Source organism: Velazquezella soli, assembly GCF_977018685.1.
Genome location: NZ_CDRNXF010000004.1, coordinates 2647766 through 2670410, shown reverse-complemented (window position 1 = coordinate 2670410; position 22645 = coordinate 2647766). Strand labels below are relative to the sequence as shown.

Here is a 22645-nt window from a genome sequence, read left to right as displayed (position 1 = left end):
CGATGACCTCATTCCGCTTCATCCATGCCGCCGATCTGCATCTAGGCAGTCCCTTTCAGGGGCTGGCGCTGAAGGATGCCGAGCTTGCCGATATCTTCATCGAGGCAAGCCGCAAGGCGTTCTCGGGCTTGGTGGACGAGGCGGTGGAGCGCAAGGTCGACTTCTTTATCGTTGCGGGCGATGTCTATGACGGCGACTGGAAAGACAACAAGATCGGCCTGTTCTTCAACCGCGAAATTGCCCGGCTGGAACGCGCCGGCATTCCGGTCTTTCTGCTGAAGGGCAATCACGACGCCGAAAGCGTCATCACCAAGACAATTACGCTGCCGAAGAATGTCAGCGAATTCCCGACCGCAAAGCCCGGAACGTTCAAGCTGGATCACCTGAAGGTTGCGCTGCACGGCCAGGGTTTTGCCGAGCGCTCCGCCAACGAAAACCTGGCGCTTGCCTATCCGAAGCCGGAACCGGGCTGGTTCAACATTGGCGTGCTGCACACCTCGCTGACCGGCCGCGAGCCGCACGCAGCCTACGCGCCCTGTTCCGTCGAAGACCTGCGATCGCGTGGCTACGATTACTGGGCGCTCGGCCATGTCCACGATTTCGAAATCGTTGCCGAAGACCCGCTGGTCGTGTTCCCCGGCAACCTTCAGGGGCGGTCGATCCGCGAGCAGGGGGCAAAGGGCGCCGTGCTCGTGACCGTCGAGGACGGACGCATCGCCTATGAGCGTATCGTGACCGACAGCGCAAGGTTTGCTGAACTCGCTGTTCTTGTCGAGCCGGACGAGACGCCGGCGGCAATCCTGCGGCGGCTGGAAGATCTGCTTGGTTCTGTGATCGATGCCATGGAAAGCCGGCCGCTGGCACTGCGCATCCGCATCAGCGGCCGCAGTCGCTTCCGCAACGAGATCTTGGCGAGAGCGGCCGATTTCCGGGACGAGGTGCAAGCCGCGTGCCATCGGGGTCATGAGGATATCTGGCTGGAAAAGCTGGAGGTCAAACTCGAAGCCGAGATTGCCTCAACTGGGAAAGCCACCGATCTGCTCGGGCTCGAAGGCCTGCTGCCGACGGCGGAGTTCTCGCCGCTTCTGGTCAGCGAAGCCGAGGCCCGCATTGCCGAAATTGCCGCGCGTCTGCCGGGCGGTATCGGTGCCGGTGACCTGGCGCTAGGTGATGATGCGGCAACACTGTTGGCGGAAGCACGCGAGCTGCTTCTGTCGCGCGCGGCAAGGGTAGGGTAGTCACATGCGTTTCACCCGTCTCGACATCCTGCGCTACGGCGCGCTCACCGATCGCGCGCTTGCGTTCCGGCCGGATGCGCAGTTGCATGTCATCTATGGCCCGAACGAAGCCGGAAAGTCTTCCGCGCTGTCGGCAATCTCGGATCTGCTGTTCGGTTTTCCGACCGCTGCCGAATACAGTTTTCTCCACGATGCGACGGCCCTTCGCGTCGGCGCCGAAATCGAGACACGCGATGGCAGCAAGCTGGGCTTTCGCCGTCGTCGCGGCCGCAAGAACACGCTACTCGCGGCAAGCGAGGCGGAAGAGGCGCTGCCCGAGGATGCGCTGGCACCCTTTCTCGGCACGCTGAACCGCGACGTGTTTCAACGCGCTTTCGGGCTTGATTCGGCGTCGCTGCGCGCCGGCGGCCAGAGCATGCTGAAAAGCGGCGGCGAGATCGGCAGTCTGCTGTTTTCTGCAGCGTCGGGCCTTACCGGCCTCTCCGACCTGCGCAAGAGCTTCGATGCCGAGGCCGACACCATCTACGCGGCGCGCCGCTCCAAGGACCGGTTGTTTTACCAGGTGCTCGACAGCCATGACGAGGCGCGCAAGGCCGAGCGGGACAACGAGCTGAAGTCCGGCGACTGGAAGAAGCTGCTCGCCGAACAGTCCGAGCTGGAAGCGGAACTCGCGACGGTCCAGACCGAGCGCGAAACCACGAAACAGACGCTGGAACGGCTGCGCAAGCTGATGCGGCTGGAGCCGGTGCTGCGCGAGATCGACCGCGAGCAGGACCAGCTGGCGCAGTATCAGTCGCTGGGCTCGCTGTCGCCTGGCTTCGAGGATGCGTTGGCGCGGGCTCTGGACGAGGCGCGGCGCAATGACGACGCGCATCGGGCGGCGCAAACCGAAGTCTCGCGGCTGGGCGATGAGATCGCCGCTCTCCATGTCGACGACGCGCTGATCGCCGCTGCCGGCAGCATTCTCGCCCGCCACGCCGACAAGGGCGTCTATCTGAAAGCCCGCGAGGATATCGCGAGGGTTCGCGGCGAGGTCGAGGATTTCGACACCCGGCTGGTGCAGCTGGGGCGCAGGTTAGGTCTTGTCAGGACCGATGACCTTGAACGCTACCTGCCTGCCGATGCCGACCTGGTGCGGCTGAAGACACTGCTCGACGAAGGCAGCGAACTCGACCGCAGCCTGAAACAGCTGCATCTCCGTCTGGAAGAAGAGCGCGAGGCGCTGCGGCGTCTGGATGAAGCCAATCCGGACAGCCGCCTGATCGATCCGAAACCATGGGCCGAGCAGCTCACGGCGCTGCGCCCCGAACTCAGCGATCTTTCCGGGATCGAAAACCTGCAGGTCCGCGCATCGCGGGCAGAAAGCGATCTCGCCGCCGCCGTCGCAAGGCTCGATCCGCCGGTCAAGGACATCGACGCCCTGCTTGCGAGCCCGCTGCCGGATCTTAGCGCGCTGACCAGCCACCGCAAGCTGATCGACGATGCACGCGCAGTGCATGCGAGGATCACCCAGACGCTGACGACGGTGAAGGCCGACGCCAAGACCGTGGCCGATCACATGGCGGCGCTGGAAGGGCAGGGCCGCATCGTTTCGCGTGCTGACATCATGGAAGCCCGCCAGCTGCGCGATGCGGGTCTTGCCGCATTCGGAGCAAAGCCATCAGCGGATAAGCTCGCCGATGTGCACAAGGCCGTTCAAAATGCCGATGAACTGGCCGACGCTGCCCTGACCGACGCCGAGCGTGTGTCCCGGCACGCGCAGCTCAGCCTGCGTCAGCACGAGATCCAGCAGCAGTTGACGAACGCCCGCGCCGAAGCGCGCGAAAGCGATATCGCGCTGTCGGATGCGATCACCGAATTCGAGGACCTGTTCCGCTCGGTGCCCGTCTCCCCGCTGTCGCCCGAACGCATGCTCGAATGGCGCCGCGGCGTCGAAGCCCTGTCGCATCAGGTCGATGCGCTGAAGGATGCACGTGACGCGCTGCAGACCGCGCGGCTGAAGGAAGAGCGGTTGAAGCCGGTGCTGGTCGGTCTTGCGGACGCGATTGGTCTTGCCGCAACCGCCTTGCCGCCTGCGGCCCTGGCGCGCGCTCTCGACCGCAGACTGGCGGAGATAGCGGAACGCTGGACGGAAAGCCGCTCGCTGGAGGGCAAGCGCCATTCCGCCGTCGATGCGCTGCAACGTCTCGAAGAGCGCGAGACCGTTCTGCGCCGTGAAGTCGACACGTGGCGAGCCGCATTCTCCAACGCTGCGACCATGGCCGGCCTGCCGGATGAGGCGACGGTCGAAATGGCGGCTGCAGCGCTCGATGTCTGGCGCAGCGTGCCGGATCTTCTGGCCGAGCGCGAGAACCGCAGGCGCCGGGTGCGCGGCATGCAGCGCGACATGGAAACCTTCGACGAAGAGATCCGCAGCCTCTGCACCAAGGTCGCGCCAGACCTGATCTCGGTGCCGGCAGATGTCGCGGCCGGTCTCCTTAACGATCGGGCGATGGATGCCAATGCCGCCGCCAAGCACAAGGCCGCGATGTCGGCTGACCTCGAACGCGCGACGCTCGCCCTGGAGCGCTATGCCACTCGCGAAAAAAACCTGCAGGACGAGCTGGCCTCCCTTGCCACTTCCGCCTCGCGAGACGTCGCCGACCTCGAACAGGTTCTGGAGGAACTGCGCCAGCGAAGCCGGCTGAACGGACAGCTGCTGCAGTGCCGCTCCCGCTTCAACGAACACGCCGATGGTGACGACGAAGCGGCAGTGCGCTCAGCGCTGGTAGATTTCGACAAGGTGACCGCAGGTCTTGAGATCGAGCAGCTGGAAAGCGCCGATAGCAGGCAGATCGACCGGATTTCTTCCCTGCGGACCGCTGAGGCAGACAATGCCCGCCGCCGCCGCGAACTGGAAAGCGGCATCGGCGCCGAGCGCGCTGTGTTCCAGAAGCATGCGGCCGAAACCGAGGCGAGGGACCTTGCGCGTCGGTGGGTGGTCCTGAAGCTTGCCGCCAGCCTCCTGTCGTCGTCGATGGAAACCTATCGCGAGCAACAGGCCGATCCTGTCATGCAGCGGGCGGGAAAGGTTTTTGCTGATCTCACCGGCGAACGGTTTGCGAAGCTGGTGCAGCTCTATGACGAGAAGGACGAGCTCCAGCTTGCCGTCGAGCGAAACACCGGTGAGCAGGTTCCGCTATCGGGCCTCAGCGAAGGGACCGGCGACCAGCTCTATCTGGCGCTGCGTCTGGCGTTCCTCGAGGATTACTGCAGCCGCAACGAACCGGTACCGCTGATCCTCGACGACATCTTCCAGACATTCGACGACGAACGCACCGCTGCCGGCATCCGCACACTGGCTGCTGCCGGCGACAAGTTCCAGACGGTGCTGTTCACCCACCAGCTCAGCCTGGTGGAAACGGCGCAGCGCGAACTCGGAGAGCGGCTGGATTTGATCAGGCTTTAACGCAATCTGACGGTTGCATAGCGTGGCTAGCCTTGCGGCGAAAAAACTTGCCCCACTGGGAGCGTCAGGCAGCCGATCCGCGTGCTGACGATCGCTCGCTGTGACGCCCTGCCAGGTTCCGGCGTCGGTACCGGGCATGCCGTGGTAACGGGATGGGCAACGAGGAGCAGGTTGAACCGTCTCTGGTCCATCATTTCGGGGACAAAGGTGGCGCGGTAGTTTTCGAGATCGGATTTAAACGCCGTGCGGGCGGAAAGCCTTGCCTCGAGATATGACCGGCTCTGCGGTGTCAGCGACAGGCCGTAACCGTCGAGCGTGGTCAGTGCAGTCTGCAACAGCGCACCGTCGTGGCGCTCATCCGTGAAACTGAGCTTGATCCGGAAGGTACGCAGGTCATCCTCTCCAACCCCTTTCGCTTGGATGAACAGAGACGCGGGATCTTCACCCGGGCCCAGCGGCAGGAAGAACGTGCACTCCCATACATTGGCGCCCGCCAAGAAGTTCGGCGGTTCGCCGCCTATGCCCGCCAGTGCCTGGCAGCGTTCCTCGGTTGATGTCGTAACGGGTGGGATGAGACGCGACGTGTCGTGCGCCAGCGGCCGGACCAGTCTGGGCAGCTGCTTGCTACTCGCCGCAAGCCGTCGCTGGCGCCCGATGCGAACAGCCGGTGCGGGAGGAGGAGGAGGAAGCAGATAGGTTTGCAGGCCGAACTGGCGCACCAGACGCTTATAGTTGCGCCCTTCGTTGACGAAAAGGACGGTCGCCGCAAGCCCGCTGAAGACAACGAGAAGGAATACCGCAAGAACGAACAACCGGCCGCCGCGTCGGCGACGCTGTTCGGCAGGGGTCGAAATTGCAGGCCTCTCCTCTTGCGGCATAGTCTTGTTCCGATCGAGGAATGCCTGCGATGATGCCTGCGCTTACCACATTACTAACAGGCTTCAAATCTAGAGCTTCGCCATATTTTCGATTCGACCAGCGGTCATCAGCGCTTAGCGGACGAGTTTACGCTGGTCGGAGCTGTAGGCTGTCTCGCCTTCTCAACTCCATTTGCAGGCGTGGTGCCGCTTTCTGTTCACTGTATGGTTGATTGTTGCTGTAAGGTATCTGGCGATCCAACCCATGCTAGTATAAACAGGCGCGCCGTAATGTAATGGCTTGTTTATGCAATAACTTTGTGCTTTTTGCACACGCCCGAACCCGTCTCGGGCCATATGTGCATTAGCTTTTCTCGTGACATCCGCTAATAAGTATGTTGTTAAAGTTGTCCGATGCGGGCAGTCCGCATCCGCCATTTTAGCTGTGAAAACAGAGTGACAATGACGATCGAAATTATTGGTAGAGCCTGTGTGGCGCCGGGTGCAAGCTCCGTCAAGGAACTCAAGACGATCCTGAGCGGCGGCCGTTGCACCGTTTCGGAGATCCCTGGAGATCGATGGGACTTGGCACGTTTCTGGCATCCGGCACAGGGTATCGCTGGAAAGACCTATACGTTTGCCGCAGGCGTTATCGACAGGCTGTATGACTTCGATCCTGCCGTTTTCGGCATTTCGCAGCGCGAGGCCATGCAGATGGACCCGCAGCAGCGCGTGCTTCTGACACTGGTCTGGCAGGCGCTGGAAGACGCCAATCTTCCGGCAAGCACGCTCGCCAAGGAAAAGGTCGGCGTTTATATCGGCGCGTCCAGTCTCGAAAACAGTACGCTGTCGTCGGAGGATCCGGCATCCGGTAGCCCGTATTTCATGACGGGCAACACGCTCTCGATCGTCTCGAACCGCATTTCGCACGTCTTCGGCCTCAATGGGCCGAGCATGACCATCGACACCGCCTGCTCGTCGTCGCTGGTGGCGCTGGATCAGGCGGTGCGCTCGCTCGAGCGCGGTGATATCGACACCGCGATCGTCGGCGGCGTCAATATCCTGGTCAACCCGCTCTCCTTCGTCGGCTTCGCGCAGGCGCGGATGCTGTCGCCCGAAGGGCTTTGCCGTGCTTATGACACCAACGGCCATGGCTATGTCCGCGCCGAAGGCGGGGTAGCGATCGTCCTTCGTCGCAGCGATCGCACGAAGCGGGAAAATGACCGCAGCTACGCCAAGATCCACGCAACAGGCGTGAATTCTTCCGGCCGCACCAATGGCATCAGTCTGCCATCGCGTGAAGCGCAGGCCGATCTTCTGCGCTCCATCTATCAGGGTAACGGCATCGACGTGAACCGCGTCGCCTTTATCGAAGGCCACGGCACGGGAACGCGTGTGGGCGACCCGGCGGAAGTCTGGGCCATTGGGACTGTCATCGGCCAGAACCGTCCGGCTCCGCTGCCGATCGGTTCGATCAAGTCGAATATCGGCCATACCGAGCCGGTGTCGGGTCTTTTCGGTCTCATCAAGGCGATGATTGCGCTGGAAAACGATTTCCTGCCCGCGACGCTTCATATCGAAAAAGCCAACGAGGATATCGACTTCGCCTCGCTCAACGTGCGGGTCAACATGTCCGCGATGAAGCTGATGCCTGCCAAGGGCGCTCGGCTCGCCGGCATCAACTCGTTCGGCTTCGGCGGCACCAACGCCCACGTCGTGATCGGCGATCCCGATCCGGTCGACACGCCGGCGCTGCCCACCAAGGCCGACAGCCAGTTCTTCTTTGCCAGCGCCCATAGCGCCACCGCCCTGAAGTCGCTTCTGGAAAACTACCAGTCGGCCCTCGAACGCTCCGATGCTGTCAAGGCACGCCGGATGATCGCCGCCTCCAGCGCCAATCGCGACCCGATGCGTTATCGCTTCGCCGTCGAAGCCAAGGACGAGGGCAGGGTTCTCAAGGCGATCGAAACGCATTTGGCCGGAACGGCTTCGCAGGGGGAGCGCGGAGAAGCGCCGTCCCATGCCGGCAAGACAGCTTTCGTGTTTTCCGGCAATGGTGCGCAGTGGGCTGGAATGGGTGTTGAGGCCTATCGTGAAAGCCGCCATTTCCGCCAGTGCTTCCAATCCTTCAGCGCGCTGTTCGAGTATCACCTGGGCGAAAAGCTCTCGGATCTGCTGTTTGCCGACGATATCGGCAGTAGGCTTGCCGATACGAAGATCGCCCAGCCGATGCTGTTTGCGATCCAGGCTTCCATCTCGGATTGCCTCGCCAATCTCGGCGTCCGCCCGGATGTCGTGTTCGGTCACTCCGTGGGCGAAATTGCAGCTGCCTATGCCGCCAAGGCCCTGACCGCTGCGGAAGCCGTTGCGATCGTCGCCAAGCGCTCCAAGTCGCAGGATCTGTTTGCCGGCAAGGGCAAGATGGCTGCCGCTGTGATGAACGAGGAGACGGCGCTTGCCTTCGCAAAGACCCATGGTCTGAACGAGATCGGCGTCGCCGCCATCAATGCACCGAACTCGGTCACGATTTCCGGTCCGACTGACGAGATCCAGGCGTTTCGCGATGCGGCACGCAAAGCGCAGACCGTCGTGCATGTTCTCGACATCAACTACCCTTTCCATCACCCGATCATCGACAGCGCGCGCGATCTTTTCCTCGCGGACCTGCCGACGATCGAGCCGAAGAGTGGCGCTTGCACCTATGTTTCGACGGTCACCGGCGGCATCTACGACTGCCGCGGCCTGGATGCCGATTACTGGTGGCGAAATGTCCGCGATCCGGTTCTCTTCAAGTCTGCCGCCGAAACTGCACTGGATCTCGGCTGCAACCTCTTCATCGAGATCTCGCCGCGTTCGATCCTGTCGAACTATGTCAGTGAAATCGCCAAGCATGCGTCGCATTCGGCTGTCGTGATCGGCACCCTGCAGCGCGAGACCCCGATCGAGGGACGTGACCCGGTCGCGCAGTCGTTTGCCCGCGCCATCGCCCACGGCGTCTCGCCGAGCGTGTCGCGCCGTAGCAGCAAGCGCGATGCGTTTGCAGGCCTCCCGGTCCTGCCGCTCGAGCCGTCCGTCTTGAAGATGGCGAACACGACCGATGAGGTCGATATCTTCGGCCGCGAACACCGCGGCAGCTACTCGCTGCTCGGATGGCGTACCGATCCCAACAGCGCCCACTGGAAGAACCATGTCGACGCGCAGCTCTTCCCGGATCTTGCGGAGCATGTCGTCGATTCGCGTGCGATCCTTCCGGGTAGCGGATTTGTCGAGATCGCCGTCACAGCCGCCCAGGTGCATTTCGGATCCGACGACGTCGAACTGACGAATATGGAGATCGTGCGTCCGCTCGAACTTCGTACCGACCGGCTGCTCGAGCTATCGACGATCCTGTCGCCCGAGACAGGCGATATCGAGATCCGCTCGCGCGAACGACTGAGCAGCGACGACTGGACCGTGCATGCGGTGGCCCGCTGCCGCAAGCCAGTAGAGCATGCATCTGACCGTCAGATCTGGCGTGCCAACGAAGGCGAAAGCGCGAAGCTCTCCTCGCTGGAGGTCTACGGGACTGCCGAAAAGTTCGGCCTCCAATACGGCCCGCACTTCCAGCTGCTGCGCGAAGCGCGCGTCTTTGGTCGCAACACCGTCGAGGTCGATCTGAAAGCGGCCGAGGCTCCGGCCCACCCCTATCTGACCTACAACCTCAACCCGTTCTCGGTTGATGCTGTCTTCCATGGCCTTGTTGCCATGTTCGACCAGTTATCGGGCAGCGATGCCGGCTCTCCCTATATCCCCGTACGATTTGGTTCGGTTCGGGTGGGGGCGCGGGCCAAGCCGATTACCCGTGCAGTCATTGAGATCGAACGGTTCAGCGGCTTCTCGATCAAAGTCAACTTCCGCATGTTCGGGGAAGATGGCGAAATCGTCGCGTCGTTCGACGACTGCCGGTTCCGCCGCACCTCGTTGCGTCGTCATCACACCTTGGCCTCGGTGGCGTTCCATTACGAAGCCGTGCCGTCGACGATGTCAGGCAATTTCGCTCGGATCGGGTTTGCCGGCGGTCTACTGGCCGCGACGACGGATGCAGAAGCCAAGGACACTGCGTCGTTGATGCTGGATGCAATGATTTACCGTGCCTGCCACGAGATTGCGCTGTCGCTCGCTTCACAGGACGGGTTCGTGTCCGTTACCGAGTTCCCGGGAGAACCCAATTTCCGGGCTTTCCTGGCAAGCTGTCTGTTTATTCTGGAAGATGCCGGGATCGCGTCGTCCGAGGAATCCGGCTGGCGCGTGCCGTCCGAATTCACCATGCCGGCCGTCTCTGAACTTCTGCAGGAAATCTACCGTGAGGATTCCGGCCGTATCGCCGAGGCGGTTCTGCTGCACAATGCCTATCGCGATGCTCTGGAACACCTGTCGCTTGCCGGCCTTCATAGCGGCGAAGACTTCTCCGAAGCGCGCCACACCAGCGAAGCAACGCTCGAACATGTGCTTGTTCACTCGCCACTTGGGCGCAAGCGTTCCGATATGGCGCTGCATCTTGTCGAGCAAGCCTGTCGGGCCAATGGCGGCCGGACCCGGGTCATTGTCGAGCTCAGCTCCACATCCGTATCCGTCAGCAGCAAGCTTGCGTCGCTTGCCGTCGATTTCTCGGCGACGCTCGCGATCGTCGAGCCGCGCGAAAGCGTTCGCCGTACACTCGAACTTGCCTTCGAACAGCATGCACATGTCTCGGTGATCGAGCCGAAGGCGCTGACCGATCTCCGCGGCATCGATGTGATCGTTGCCGCCGGACTTGAAAGCCAGGCGGTTCTGGTCGCCGACGATAGCCTTCGTTCGGCTGTGCGAGGCGCTGCCGCAAGAGGCGCTGCATTCCTGTTCGTCGACCGTGCACCGTCAGCGTTCAACGACTTTGCCTTCGGCCTGTCGGATGACTGGTTTGCCGCAAGTCAGTCGCCGGAATTCCCGGTCGGGCGTCTCGCGACAACCGAACAGGTAACCGACCTTCTGACAGGTCTCGGCTTTGCCGCCCCGCTTGTCGAAGAGAAAGATGTGGCCGAAGGGCTGCTGATCGTTGCAGGCGCATCCTCGGCCGCGGCCGACCAGCTGCAGGCGCTGCCGTCGATCCCGTCGGCGCTCGTCTTCGCTGAAGATGTTGCCCGTGCTGCAGCGTTTGGTGACGGCGACACCGTCGTCCTGCTCAGCGCGGATCCGGATGAGTTTGCGATTTCGCAGTCGCTTGCCCGATTCGATGGCAAAGCCGTGCAAGCCATCTTCCTCGCCGAACGTCTGGGTGATCGCGAAGCCTCCGATGTCGCTCTGGCACGTCTCGAAAACCTGAAGCGTATCGTTGAAGCGTTCACCCGCCATAGCGCCAGCCTCGCGTCGGGCGACCAGTCCCGTCTCGTGATCGTCGCACCCGGCGGCTCGCCGCTTGCCGGTGAGGCGACTGATGACGTCAACGCCGGTCTCTGGACCTTCGCCCGCGTTCTTCAGAACGAATACGATGCGGTCGCCACGCACCTTCTCGATCTCGAGACGGACAGTGCGGAACTCGGCCTTCATGTCGGCGAGATCCTTGCATCCGCCAGTACCAACCGGGAGTGGATCCTGCGCCATGGTTCGCTGTCGGAAATCCGCGCATCGAGCGGTCCGTTCGGGCCGAAGGATACAGAAAGCGCCGACTTCACCGCGGCCACGATCCGTCAGACGGTGAATGGACGCGTCGACAGCATCATCTGGGAGAGCGCCTCCGAGCCGGTGCCGGATGCCGACGAGATCGTTCTCGCCGTGGAAGCGGCCGGCCTCAACTTCCGTGACGTCATGTGGGCGATGGGACTGCTTCCGGAAGAAGCACTCGAAGACGGCTTTGCCGGCGCAACCATCGGCATGGAAATGTCCGGCCGCGTCATCTCGGTCGGTGCGTCGGTGACGGATCTCGTTGCCGGAGACCGTGTCATGGGCATCGGCCCGGCCGCGTTCTCCACGCACGTCAAGGTTCGCCGTGACGGCGTGACGAAGTTCCCCGCACGCCTCGACTTTGAGGCTGCAGCAACGGTTCCGGTGGCATTCCTAACCGCCTATTACGCCATGGTCCAGCTCGGCCATATCGAACCCGGTGAAACCATCCTCATCCATGGCGCAGCTGGCGGTGTCGGCCTTGCCGCATTGCAGATCGCCAAGCTGAAGGGTGCAGTTGTCATCGCGACGGCCGGTACGGTGGAAAAACGCCGCTTCCTGGAAGCGCTTGGTGCAGACCATGTGTTCGACAGCCGCTCGCTGGATTTCGTGGCCCGCGTGCGCGGCGTCACTGGCGGCGAAGGTGTCGACCTGGTGCTCAACTCGCTGTTCTCGGAAGCGATGGAACGCAGCCTGGAACTGGTGAAGCCATTCGGTCGCTTCCTCGAACTCGGCAAGCGCGACTACTATTCCGACCGCAAGATCGGCCTTCGTCCGTTCCGTCGCAACATCAGCTATTTCGGCATCGACGCCGACCAGTTGCTGGTGAAGCTGCCGGCGATCACGAAGAAGATCTTTACCGAGATCGGCGTCCTGTTCGAACGGGGCGACTTGTCTCCGCTGCCCTATCGCGCCTTCGGCTATGACGAGATCGGCAGTGCCTTCCGTCTGATGCAGAATGCCGGCCAGATCGGCAAGATTGTCATCCGTCCGCCGGTTGCCGGCAAGGACAAGGTGGTGATTGCAAACGAAAAGGCGGTCGCCTTCGATCCGGATGGCATCTACGTGGTTGCCGGCGGCATTGGCGGCTTCGGCCTCGTTGCGGCAGACTGGATTGCCGCACGCGGTGCCAAGCAGATTGCACTTTGCTCGCGCAAGGGTGTCGCCGACACTGAAACCGAGGCGGCGATCGCCAAATGGAAGGCGAAGGGCGTCAAAGCATCTGTCCATGCCTGCGATATCACCAGCGAGCCGGCTCTTTCCGGACTCCTCGACAGCCTGCGCAAGCAGGCTCCGATCAAGGGCATCGTTCACGCGGCCATGGTGCTCGACGACGCGCTTCTGTCCAACCTGACGCCCGAGCGCAACCGACCGGTTGTCGAGGTCAAGGTTCGCGGTGCGGCTCTCCTCGACAAGCTGACGGCGGGCGACGATCTCGATCTCTTCCTCGTCTTCTCCTCGGCCACGACCATGCTCGGCAACCCGGGCCAGGCAAACTACGTCATTGCCAACGGCTATCTCGAAGGTCTTGCCCGTGCACGCCGCGCGGCCGGCAAGCCGGGTCTCGCCGTCGGCTTTGGCGCCATTGCCGATACCGGTTTCCTTGCACGCAATGCCGAGGTCAACGAAATCCTGTCCAAGCGAATCGGCAAGACGGCGATGAAGGCGCGCGATGCGCTGGAGCAGGTCGAACGCTACATGGCGTCAGACACCGGCACCATTGATGCGGCAGCCGTGATGATTGCCGAAGTCGACTGGCAGGCAGTGCGGATGCTGCCGATTTCCAACGCCTCGATCTTCGAGACGGCGATCCGTTCGGCTGGCAATCAGCAATCGGCCTCCGATGGCGACCGGATCGATCTTGAGGATCTGATCCGTGGCAAGTCGGCGGATGAAGCGCAGCAGCTTCTTCACAACCTCGTCGCGTCTGAAATCGCAACGATCCTGCGTGTCACGGAAGACAGTATCACGCCGGAAAAGGTCTTGAAGGATATCGGTCTCGACAGTCTGATGGCGATGGAACTCGGTATGAGCTTCCAGCAGAAGACGGGCTTTGATATTCCGCTGAGCGGAGTAGGGGAAGACACGTCCGTCAGCGACGTGGTAAGCCGTCTGAGAGAGCGTGTCGCCAAGCGCAACGGCGAGGACGACACCGTCCAGAACGAAGTGATCGACCGGCTGGTCAAGAGCCATTCGACGCAGCAGAAAGCCGCAACGCAGTGACAGACAGCAGTTCGGATGAAACCCGGCCCTCCAAGCTGAGCCTTGGGGGGAAGGGCAATTTTATCGACCAGATGCGCAAGGCGAATGAAAATGTCGGGCGCAATCGCACGACGCGGCTCAATGCTCAGCCGCAGCAGCCGGCCCGCCCTCCGGTCGGTTTTGACGCCTTGCCCGAATATCAACGGGTCATGGTGCAGCGCAAGGCGAGCGAAATCATCGGCGTCGACAACCCGTTCTATCGCTCGCACGACGAAGCCGCCGGCGCGACGACGACCATGGACGGGGAAGTCTATGCGAATTTTGCTTCCTACGACTATCTCGGTACCAACACGGACCCGAGGGTGACCGAAGCCGCCAAGGCTGCGATCGATCGTTTCGGCATTTCCGCCTCCGCCAGCCGTCTGGTCGCAGGCGAGCGCCCGGTGCATGCGGAACTCGAAGAAAAGCTTGCCAGCGTCTACGGCGTTGATGCTGCAGTCTGTTTCGTCAGCGGCTACCTTACCAACGTTGCGGCAATCAGCTGTGTCGTCGGCCCGAAGGACCTCGTCATCCACGACGAATTCATCCACAACAGCGCGCTGGCCGGCATCAAGCTTTCCGGCGCCACGCGGCGCCTGTTCAAGCACAATGACGTCGATAATCTCGAGACGGTGCTCAACACGCTCGCCGGAGATTTCCGGCGCGTTCTCGTGATCGTCGAAGGCGTCTATTCAATGGATGGCGACATCGCCGACCTGCCGCGCCTGATCGAGCTGCGCAATCGGTACGGCTTCTGGCTGATGGTCGACGAGGCCCATTCGCTCGGCGTTCTCGGCAAGACCGGTCGCGGTTCGTTTGAACATTTTGATGTCGACCCGAAGAGCGTCGATATCTGGATGGGCACCCTGTCGAAGACAACGTCGAGCTGCGGCGGATATATTGCCGGTAGCCGGGCGCTGGCTGACATCCTCAAGGCCGAAGCGGGCGGTTTCGTCTATAGCGTCGGGCTTGCTCCGGTTCTGGCAACGGCTGCAGCCACGGCCCTCGATATTCTGCGCGAGGAACCGGATCGGGCCGAGCAGTTGCACCGGAACGGTTCGCTGTTTTTGAAGCTCGCCCGGGAAGCCGGTCTCGACACAGGATTGAGCCTCGGCTTCTCCGTCGTGCCGATCCTCGTCGGTGATTCGCTTCGCTCCATCCAGCTGTCGAACGAATTGCTGGAAGATGGCGTCAACGCTTTGCCGATCATTCATCCCGCCGTCCCGGAAGGCATGGCCCGGTTGCGATTCTTTATCACCAGCGACCATACGGAAGAGCAGATTCGCCACGCGGTGGAATCGACAGCAAGACGCCTGAAGGACCTGCAGGACAGGAATTTCGGTCTTGCCTCTCTCAGCCCGGAAAAACTGATGCAGCTTGCGCCGCTTCTCCAGTCGCCCGACAACACCTGAGGCTGTGGCGACGACGATGCACGTGATCGTAACGGGTGGATCAAGCGGCATCGGACTGGAAGTGGCGCGGATCTACGCATGCCGGGGTGCGCGCGTATCGATCATCGCGCGCACGGCGGCAATGCTTGAAAGCGCTGTTGTCGACCTCCGCAGTACCGGCAAGGCTGACATCAGATGTGAACGCGCGGATGTCGCGAACGATAGCGAGATCTCGCGTGCTGTTGATGCCTGCGAGGCCGCATTCGGACCGTGCGACGTTCTTGTTGCCTCGGCCGGGATGGTAGAACCCGCTTTTTTCGACCAGCAATCGCAGAGCGACTTTTCCCGCCAGATAGACGTCAACCTGCTCGGTACGGCGAATGCCGTACGCTCGGTCTACGCGGGCATGAAGAGCCGCGGGCAGGGCGCAATCATGATCGTGTCCTCGGGTGCGGCACTGATCGGCATACCCGGCTACACAGCTTATTGTGCCTCCAAGTCGGCGCTCACGGGCTTCGCCGAGGCCCTCCAGGCTGAGTCGGTTGGAGATGGCGTCACCATATCGCTGTGCTTCCCGCCGGATACCGAAACGCCGCAGTTCGAGAGGGAACTCGCCAAACGCCCGGCGCAGGCACGGGCTCTGATGGGAGCCGCGCCGCCGTGGAAGGCGAATGCCGTTGCCGAAAAGATCGTTCGCGGCATCGATCGGCGGTCGAAGAAAGTCTATTTGGGCTTTTCCATCACTGGCCTTGGCCTGTTCGGTCCACTGGTAAAGCCGTTTGTGGCGGCCTGGTTTTCCAGACGTCGCTAGATAAACCGCGTCTCTTCGCCCGCAATCCTCAAAATTGTCAGCTTGCCCGAATAGAATGCCCCGGTATCGATGCCGATTCTGTTCGGTCCGAGCGAGGGCTCAGTCTGCGGCGTGTGGCCGTGGATCACGAAGGTAGATGGCAGGTTTGGTCCTTTTGCAAGGAATGGATCGCGGATCCACATCAGCTCAGCCTCCTCCTGGTCTTTCAACGCGACACCCGGCCGGATGCCGGCGTGGACGAACAGAAGCTGTCCGACCTTCATGCTGATCGGCAAATCGGTGAGGAACTGGCGGTGCGCATCGGGCACGACTTCAGCCAGCAGCTGCTTCAGCGTGCCATTGCGGCTGCGCTGGCGAAAGTTCTGGTCATGCACGTCGAGCCCGTAGGACGCCAGCGTCTGCTCTCCGCCGAGGCTCAGCCATTCGCCATGCGTCTCCGGATCATCGAGGAAGAGGCGGAACACATCGTCATGGTTTCCGCATAGCGGCATTCGGCGCAGACCGTATTCGCTCGGCTTGATCAGATAGTCGAGAACACCCGAGGATGCCGGGCCGCGGTCCACATAGTCGCCGAGAAGAACCACCACGCCCGCACGGCGCGTTTCTTCGATGTCCCGGGCGATCTTCGCCTCGGCTTCCTTGAGGAGCTCCAGGCAGCCATGCACGTCGCCGATCGCGTAGATCGGATAGGTCGGCGCGTCTACGCCAAGGTCGATACGCCGACGGGGACGTGGGACGCTCCCCTGGCTGGAACGTTTCTGGGTGAGCCACCCGATGACCTTGCGCATGATACAGTTCGTTTCGAGAATGAGAGAGAACGTGAGGACACAATGGGAGATGTGCCCCTAATGGACGTTTAACAAGCCCTTTCGGATCTCGTTGCAAACCGTTCAACGATCCCGATGCTGCTGCACCTCCACTGCAGTATGAGAAAGTATAAACCGGCGCTCCACAAAATATAATGCTGCACTGCACCAAGTCCTCGTGCTGCTATGGACAGTTGTTTTATTTTGAAACACTATCGAGGGGAGGAGCTGGGGGAGGGAAATAAATGCGAATACAGATCGTTGCCATCTCGATTATGGCAAGCCTTTTCCTGTGGATTTTCGCATACTATTGTCTGCAGACCACCTACAGGACCGGCCAGGCTTACGGCGTGATGCCGAACCTGAACATCAGCAAACGACTCAGCATCTTTGATTGAACCGGTAAGCGCTTCGAGTGCACGAGAGCTTCTGCGCTGTCGCTAAGGCTGCCTCTGCGCGTAGGTCGCCGCGAGTTGCTTGACCCCTTGGCGATATTTGAACAGCTCTATGCCGCCGACGAAGACGGCGCAGCAGGAGAGCAGAATAAAGGCGACAGCGGCAGCTTTCATGGCGGGACAATGGCATGCCGCTCGCCTCTGCGCCAGTCCCGGTTGAAGTGCTGCCGGACAGGCGTACAAAACAGGAGACCGGAGAGTGTTCGCCGGCCGTCCAAATGCTACAACGCGTATAGTCGTGCAGGCCGACAGTCTTTTGCAACGTAGCCCCTCAGCGATGCAAACCACAATTGTGTAGCTCGCCAACGTCATTTGCCCGTGATCGAATGATTGAGACTGGATAACGAATCGGTTGGAACCTGGCGTTGATGTCGCGCAGTATTCTGTCGGAGCGGATGAGCCGCTTAGAGCCGCCGCCTACTTCCGGTCAACGCAATCGTCCAAAAGGCAGTGATGGGCAAACATGTGCCATTATCAGCGAGAGAGCATTCTACGGAAATTATCTGGTAGGGAAGGCCGAAGATTGGTGGGCGATGACGGACTCGAACCGCCGACATCCTCGGTGTAAACGAGGCGCTCTACCAACTGAGCTAATCGCCCCTAAACTGCAGACCGTTTCGTCTGCCGCTTCGGTGGCCGTGATCTATGCGGATCGCGCGAAAACCGCAAGAGCTTTGACGACATTTTTTTGAATTTTCGACAAAATCCGTGGCAGATAAGGGTTCTTAACGACAAACCACGGGCCTCGATGTGGGAAAGTGAGTGGCGTCATTATTTTGTCTTCAAACTTGCTTGACACCTCCCGTCGAACCTCTTAGGAAGCGGCCAACCGAGCAGTCGAGGCTGCCTGGTGAGAGACGAAAGTTTCTGAAGAAATGTGCGGGTGTAGCTCAGTTGGTTAGAGTGCCGGCCTGTCACGCCGGAGGTCGCGGGTTCGAGCCCCGTCACTCGCGCCATTCTTCTTCCTCGAACGTCGTGTCCAGATGATGCGGCGCCGTAAAGTCGGCAATATGCGCGGGTGTAGCTCAGTTGGTTAGAGTGCCGGCCTGTCACGCCGGAGGTCGCGGGTTCGAGCCCCGTCACTCGCGCCATTTACTTTCTTTCCTCCAAACTGATCAAGCGTCTCTATCCTCACCGGGATGGGGAATGATCGGGTCGTCGAACCCACCTGTCGCGCTGAGAGTTGCAACGTCCGTCCGCCGCGCCTCTCGAATCGCTATTCCTGAATGAAACTCCATCGTTAGAAGACCGTCGGCAGACCCTTGGCCGGGAACATGTCGGGTACTGATTTGTTGGCGAACGAACTGGTGTTTTCCAGTGGAGTATTATTGGTAGGTGAGGGGGACTCAAAGGGCTTGCGCCTTTCCTCACGCTGCGCTAGTCACGCCTTGTTGCAATGCACGTACGCTTGTCGAATTCATGTTCGAGCGTCGCCCGGCGCTAAAGGCAAGCAGGGATCGAATATCATGAGTGAACTCCTCACTTCCTACGTCCCGATCGCGATCTTCATCGGTATATCCTTGGTGATCGGTCTGGCGCTTCTGATCGCGCCTTTCGCCGTTGCCTACAAGGCGCCAGATTCGGAAAAGCTTTCCGCCTACGAATGCGGCTTCAATGCCTTCGACGATGCCCGCATGAAGTTCGACATCCGCTTCTATCTCGTGTCGATTCTGTTCATCATTTTCGACCTCGAAGTTGCCTTCCTGTTCCCTTGGGCTGTGTCCTTCGGTGAAATCGGCTGGTTCGGCTTCTGGTCTATGATGGTGTTCCTGGGTGTCCTCACGATCGGCTTTATCTACGAATGGAAAAAAGGAGCGCTGGAATGGGAGTAGTCGATAGCGGCACAACTCTCGTCGCGCCGAAGTCCAAGGGTATTATCGACCCGAATACCGGCAAGCCAATTGGCAGCGACGACGCGTTCTTTGGCGAGATCAACAATGAGCTCGCCGACAAGGGTTTTCTCGTCACCTCCACCGACGAGCTGATCAACTGGGCCCGTACCGGCTCGCTGATGTGGATGACGTTCGGTCTGGCCTGCTGCGCCGTCGAAATGATGCAGCTTTCCATGCCGCGTTATGACGTCGAGCGTTTCGGCTTTGCGCCACGCGCTTCGCCGCGCCAGTCGGACGTGATGATTGTAGCGGGAACGCTGACCAACAAGATGGCGCCTGCGCTTCGCAAGGTCTATGACCAGATGCCGGAGCCACGTTACGTCATCTCGATGGGATCATGCGCAAACGGCGGTGGGTATTATCACTATTCCTACTCCGTCGTTCGCGGTTGCGACCGCATCGTGCCGATCGACATCTACGTGCCGGGCTGTCCCCCCACGGCAGAGGCGCTGCTTTACGGCGTGCTCCTGCTGCAGAAGAAGATCCGGCGCACCGGAACGATCGAGCGTTGAGGGCTTGAGGAGGATATGATGACCGAGACCCTGAGCGAGCTTTCGACCTACATTCGCGAATCGCGCTCGACGCTGGTCGAAGACGCGGTGATGTCCTATGGCGAGCTGAACCTGATTGCCACCAGCGACAACATCATCGAGCTTCTGACCTTCCTGCGTGATGATCCGAAATGCGGTTTCATCAGCTTCATCGATATCTGCGGCGTCGATTATCCGGCCCGTGCGAAGCGTTTCGATGTGGTCTACCACCTGCTGTCGCCGCACCGGAACCTGCGTATCCGGATCAAGGTTGCAACGGGCGAGGACGAACCGGTGCCTTCGGCATTCTCGGTCTACCCGGGCGCCGACTGGTTCGAACGTGAGGCCTGGGATCTCTACGGCATCCTGTTTACCGGTCACCCGGATCTTCGCCGGATTCTCACCGATTACGGTTTCGAGGGGCATCCGCTCCGCAAGGACTTCCCGACGACCGGCTTCGTCGAGGTTCGTTACGACGACAGCGTCAAGCGCGTCGTCTACGAACCGGTCGAGCTTCGGCAGGAATTCCGCAACTTCGATTTCCTATCGCCTTGGGAGGGGACGGATTACGTTCTTCCCGGTGACGAGAAGGCGAAGACCTGACGCGGTTGATTTGGTAATTGCCGGGTTGGGTGGACTTGGTTGAGGGAGCGGGCAGGCGGGTCGATTAGACGTGGTAATGTGATATCGGTCGAAAATATCAGGAGAGGACAGCAACATGGTTGCACTCCCTGAAAGATCGGTTCCTACTGGGTCGGCGTTCGTCTGAATTGATTGACATGACGATGAAGCAGAATTTCGGGCGGTTGCCCATTTTCCAAAGCGCGGAGCGCTGAAATGACGGAACACAACGTCCGGAACTTCAATATCAACTTCGGTCCGCAGCATCCGGCTGCCCATGGCGTTCTGCGTCTGGTGCTGGAACTGGATGGCGAGATCGTCGAGCGTGTCGATCCGCATATCGGTCTCCTGCATCGCGGCACCGAAAAGCTGATCGAGACCAAGACCTATCTGCAGGCCTTGCCCTATTTCGACCGGCTCGATTACGTCGCGCCGATGAACCAGGAGCATGCCTACTCGCTCGCGGTCGAAAAGCTGCTCGGCCTCGAGATCCCGATCCGCGGTCAGCTGATCCGCGTTCTCTATTCGGAAATCGGCCGTATCCTCTCGCATCTTCTCAACGTCACGACGCAGGCCATGGACGTCGGCGCTCTGACCCCCCCGCTCTGGGGCTTCGAAGAACGCGAAAAGCTGATGGTGTTCTATGAGCGCGCCTGCGGCGCCCGCATGCATGCGGCATACTTCCGTCCGGGCGGCGTCCATCAGGACCTGCCGGTGGACCTGGTTGAAGACATCGGCCAGTGGTGCGATGAATTCCCGGCAAAGCTCGACGACATCGACGACCTTTTGACCGGCAACCGTATTTTCAAGCAGCGTAACGTCGATATCGGCGTTGTGAGCCTCGACGACGCATGGGCCTGGGGCTTCTCTGGCGTCATGGTCCGCGGTTCGGGCGCGGCTTGGGATCTGCGTAAGTCGCAGCCTTACGAATGCTACGCCGACCTCGACTTCGATATTCCGATCGGCAAGAACGGCGATTGCTACGACCGCTACCTGATCCGCATGATCGAGATGCGCGAATCGTGCAAGATCATGAAGCAGTGCGTCAATCGTCTGCTCAGCGACGCAAAGACCGGCCCGGTGTCTTCGACCGACGGCAAGGTCGTGCCGCCGAAGCGTGGCGAGATGAAGCGTTCGATGGAAGCGCTGATCCACCACTTCAAGCTCTACACCGAAGGCTACCACGTTCCGGCCGGCGAAGTTTACGCGGCCGTCGAAGCGCCCAAGGGCGAGTTCGGCGTGTTCCTGGTCGCCGACGGCACCAACAAGCCCTACCGCTGCAAGATCCGCGCTCCGGGTTATGCACATCTCCAGGCGATGGACTTCATCTGTCGCGGACACCAGCTGGCGGACGTGTCCGCGGTGCTCGGTTCTCTGGACATCGTGTTCGGTGAGGTTGACCGCTGATGATGCTTCGCGCCGTCGCAGCCGCTGCTCTCGTGCTCTCTGCTCCTGCGGTCTCGCAGGCGCAGGAGGCGCTGTCGAGTGTCAGCGGCGGTTCGGCGTCGATGGCTACGCTCCTGTCCGAGGGATACGAGATCAAGACATCCGTACTCAACGGCACGAAGCTGATCGTGTTCATGCAGAAAGACAAGACGGCCTATGCCTGCGAATTCGTGACACTCACGAGATCGCGGTGCGGGGTCATAAACTGATAAGGCGTTGAAAGCATGTCCGTTCGTCGACTAGCCGAAGAACAGTTCCAGCCGGCAAACTTCTCCTTCAACGAGGAGAATGCGGTCTGGGCAGAGGCAACGATCAGGAAATACCCGGAAGGCCGGCAGCAGTCGGCCGTCATTCCGTTGTTGATGCGTGCGCAGGAGCAGGATGGCTGGGTCACCCGTTCCGCCATCGAGCATATCGCCGCCAAGCTCGACATGGCCTATATCCGCGTTCTCGAAGTCGCGACCTTCTATACCCAGTTCCAGCTGAAGCCGATCGGCACCCGTGCGCATATCCAGGTCTGCGGCACGACGCCTTGTATGCTTCGCGGTTCGGAAGACCTGATCAAGGTCTGTCAGAAGAAGATCCACCACGATCCGCTGCATCTCAATGCAACCGGCACGTTGTCCTGGGAAGAGGTCGAGTGTCAGGGCGCCTGCGTCAACGCGCCGATGGTGATCATCTTCAAGGATGCCTACGAGGACCTGACCCCCGAGCGTCTTGAAGAAATCATCGACACGTTCGAGGCAGGCAAGGGCGCCGAGGTCAAGACCGGTCCGCAGATCGACCGTCATGAGTCGGCACCGATCGGTGCTCCGATCACGCTGGTCGACGATATCAAGCCTGTTCGCACCAATCTCGAGCCGCAGCCACAGGCTGTGACCGAAGGCGCATCCGTGCCGCCGGCAAATGCCGGTCGTCCAAAGGATACGGCGCCTGAGACCGACAAGTCGCTGAAGACGCCGGTCACGGCGCCGAAGGCTGCTGCCGAAAACGTCAAGGTTGCCGAGAAGGGCGAAGGTTCGCCGACGACAACCGACACGGCGCCAGCGGCAACCGGCAGCAAGGCCGAAGGCGCACCGGCAGAGCTCGGCGTTCCCTCGGGCGAGACGAAGCCGAAGCGCAGCCGCAAGCCGAAGCCTGAAGGGGAAAGCTCCTGATGATGGGCGCGGCAAAGTTTCGGTCCGTCACTACGGGCATGCTGATGATGACATCCGATGTGATAAAGTCGGTCGA

14 protein-coding genes and 3 tRNA genes are annotated in these 22645 nt (G+C 60.9%); 14 read left to right on the top strand and 3 right to left on the bottom strand.

The window, feature by feature from the left end; genetic code table 11:
* The first annotated feature begins 2 nt into the window (after window positions 1-2).
* Window positions 3-1238: a metallophosphoesterase family protein gene (locus AC0JZ8_RS16520; RefSeq protein ID WP_192086716.1), complete on the top strand. Its 1236-nt coding sequence runs from the start codon at window positions 3-5 to the stop codon at window positions 1236-1238.
* Between the two features lie 4 nt (window positions 1239-1242).
* A complete protein-coding gene (locus AC0JZ8_RS16515) occupies window positions 1243-4686 on the top strand; it encodes an ATP-binding protein (RefSeq protein ID WP_471892968.1) in 3444 nt (1147 codons plus the stop codon).
* A 26-nt stretch (window positions 4687-4712) separates the two neighbouring features.
* Here AC0JZ8_RS16515 and AC0JZ8_RS16510 read toward each other — a convergent pair whose 3' ends face one another.
* Window positions 4713-5564 carry a DUF6030 family protein gene (locus tag AC0JZ8_RS16510; protein WP_471892967.1) on the bottom strand — a complete coding sequence of 284 codons (852 nt, stop codon included), beginning with the start codon at window positions 5562-5564 and terminating at the stop codon, window positions 4713-4715.
* Window positions 5565-6005: 441 nt separating this feature from the next.
* Between AC0JZ8_RS16510 and AC0JZ8_RS16505 the strand changes: the two genes are divergently transcribed.
* From AC0JZ8_RS16505 to AC0JZ8_RS16495, 3 genes are read left to right on the top strand one after another with little or no spacing between them, the layout of a single operon-like run.
* Window positions 6006-13442, top strand: coding sequence for a type I polyketide synthase (locus tag AC0JZ8_RS16505; protein ID WP_471892966.1), 7437 nt, complete (start codon window positions 6006-6008; stop codon window positions 13440-13442).
* The gene (locus AC0JZ8_RS16500; protein ID WP_471892965.1) at window positions 13439-14872 is read left to right on the top strand and encodes an aminotransferase class I/II-fold pyridoxal phosphate-dependent enzyme; all 1434 of its coding nucleotides are present in this window, start codon (window positions 13439-13441) and stop codon (window positions 14870-14872) included. The genes AC0JZ8_RS16505 and AC0JZ8_RS16500 overlap by 4 nt, the downstream gene beginning before the upstream one ends.
* A gap of 16 nt (window positions 14873-14888) precedes the next feature.
* A complete protein-coding gene (locus AC0JZ8_RS16495) occupies window positions 14889-15662 on the top strand; it encodes an SDR family oxidoreductase (protein WP_471892964.1) in 774 nt (257 codons plus the stop codon).
* Here AC0JZ8_RS16495 and AC0JZ8_RS16490 read toward each other — a convergent pair.
* Window positions 15659-16450 carry a metallophosphoesterase family protein gene (locus AC0JZ8_RS16490; RefSeq protein ID WP_471892963.1) on the bottom strand — a complete coding sequence of 264 codons (792 nt, stop codon included), beginning with the start codon at window positions 16448-16450 and terminating at the stop codon, window positions 15659-15661. The two genes, AC0JZ8_RS16495 and AC0JZ8_RS16490, sit on opposite strands and share 4 nt — an antisense overlap.
* 263 nt (window positions 16451-16713) lie before the next feature.
* Here AC0JZ8_RS16490 and AC0JZ8_RS16485 point away from each other — a divergent pair, with 263 nt between their 5' ends.
* Window positions 16714-16866 carry a hypothetical protein gene (locus AC0JZ8_RS16485; protein WP_210184910.1) on the top strand — a complete coding sequence of 51 codons (153 nt, stop codon included), beginning with the start codon at window positions 16714-16716 and terminating at the stop codon, window positions 16864-16866.
* 581 nt (window positions 16867-17447) lie between these two features.
* Here AC0JZ8_RS16485 and AC0JZ8_RS16480 read toward each other — a convergent pair.
* A tRNA-Val gene (locus AC0JZ8_RS16480) sits at window positions 17448-17523 on the bottom strand.
* 279 nt (window positions 17524-17802) lie between these two features.
* Here AC0JZ8_RS16480 and AC0JZ8_RS16475 point away from each other — a divergent pair.
* From AC0JZ8_RS16475 to nuoE, 8 genes are all read left to right on the top strand, one after another.
* A tRNA-Asp gene (locus AC0JZ8_RS16475) sits at window positions 17803-17879 on the top strand.
* A 58-nt stretch (window positions 17880-17937) separates the two neighbouring features.
* Window positions 17938-18014, top strand: a tRNA-Asp gene (locus AC0JZ8_RS16470).
* Between the two features lie 375 nt (window positions 18015-18389).
* Window positions 18390-18755, top strand: coding sequence for an NADH-quinone oxidoreductase subunit A (locus AC0JZ8_RS16465; protein ID WP_062453237.1), 366 nt, complete (start codon window positions 18390-18392; stop codon window positions 18753-18755).
* The gene (locus AC0JZ8_RS16460; RefSeq protein ID WP_062453236.1) at window positions 18746-19327 is read left to right on the top strand and encodes a NuoB/complex I 20 kDa subunit family protein; all 582 of its coding nucleotides are present in this window, start codon (window positions 18746-18748) and stop codon (window positions 19325-19327) included. The genes AC0JZ8_RS16465 and AC0JZ8_RS16460 overlap by 10 nt, the downstream gene beginning before the upstream one ends.
* Window positions 19328-19345: 18 nt before the next feature.
* Window positions 19346-19948, top strand: a complete 603-nt coding sequence (locus AC0JZ8_RS16455; RefSeq protein ID WP_184654921.1) for an NADH-quinone oxidoreductase subunit C — start codon at window positions 19346-19348, stop codon at window positions 19946-19948.
* Window positions 19949-20182: 234 nt separating this feature from the next.
* Window positions 20183-21373, top strand: a complete 1191-nt coding sequence (locus tag AC0JZ8_RS16450) for an NADH-quinone oxidoreductase subunit D (RefSeq protein WP_062580001.1) — start codon at window positions 20183-20185, stop codon at window positions 21371-21373.
* A 2-nt stretch (window positions 21374-21375) separates the two neighbouring features.
* Window positions 21376-21621, top strand: a complete 246-nt coding sequence (locus tag AC0JZ8_RS16445; RefSeq protein WP_113111260.1) for a hypothetical protein — start codon at window positions 21376-21378, stop codon at window positions 21619-21621.
* A 15-nt stretch (window positions 21622-21636) separates the two neighbouring features.
* Window positions 21637-22569 carry an NADH-quinone oxidoreductase subunit NuoE gene (nuoE, locus tag AC0JZ8_RS16440; RefSeq protein WP_113167095.1) on the top strand — a complete coding sequence of 311 codons (933 nt, stop codon included), beginning with the start codon at window positions 21637-21639 and terminating at the stop codon, window positions 22567-22569.
* Window positions 22570-22645 lie beyond the last annotated feature (76 nt).

Bases quoted from the DNA above. Each gene is read 5' to 3' on its own strand.
- AC0JZ8_RS16495 (WP_471892964.1), top strand. From the start codon at position 14,889: ATGCACGTGATCGTAACGGGTGGATCAAGCGGCATCGGACTGGAAGTG.
- AC0JZ8_RS16520 (WP_192086716.1), top strand. From the start codon at position 3: ATGACCTCATTCCGCTTCATCCATGCCGCCGATCTGCATCTAGGCAGT.
- AC0JZ8_RS16490 (WP_471892963.1), bottom strand. From the start codon at position 16,450: ATGCGCAAGGTCATCGGGTGGCTCACCCAGAAACGTTCCAGCCAGGGG.
- AC0JZ8_RS16485 (WP_210184910.1), top strand. From the start codon at position 16,714: ATGCGAATACAGATCGTTGCCATCTCGATTATGGCAAGCCTTTTCCTG.
- AC0JZ8_RS16515 (WP_471892968.1), top strand. From the start codon at position 1,243: ATGCGTTTCACCCGTCTCGACATCCTGCGCTACGGCGCGCTCACCGAT.
- AC0JZ8_RS16455 (WP_184654921.1), top strand. From the start codon at position 19,346: ATGACCGAGACCCTGAGCGAGCTTTCGACCTACATTCGCGAATCGCGC.
- AC0JZ8_RS16505 (WP_471892966.1), top strand. From the start codon at position 6,006: ATGACGATCGAAATTATTGGTAGAGCCTGTGTGGCGCCGGGTGCAAGC.
- AC0JZ8_RS16510 (WP_471892967.1), bottom strand. From the start codon at position 5,564: ATGCCGCAAGAGGAGAGGCCTGCAATTTCGACCCCTGCCGAACAGCGT.
- AC0JZ8_RS16450 (WP_062580001.1), top strand. From the start codon at position 20,183: ATGACGGAACACAACGTCCGGAACTTCAATATCAACTTCGGTCCGCAG.
- AC0JZ8_RS16465 (WP_062453237.1), top strand. From the start codon at position 18,390: ATGAGTGAACTCCTCACTTCCTACGTCCCGATCGCGATCTTCATCGGT.
- AC0JZ8_RS16445 (WP_113111260.1), top strand. From the start codon at position 21,376: ATGCTTCGCGCCGTCGCAGCCGCTGCTCTCGTGCTCTCTGCTCCTGCG.
- nuoE (WP_113167095.1), top strand. From the start codon at position 21,637: ATGTCCGTTCGTCGACTAGCCGAAGAACAGTTCCAGCCGGCAAACTTC.
- AC0JZ8_RS16460 (WP_062453236.1), top strand. From the start codon at position 18,746: ATGGGAGTAGTCGATAGCGGCACAACTCTCGTCGCGCCGAAGTCCAAG.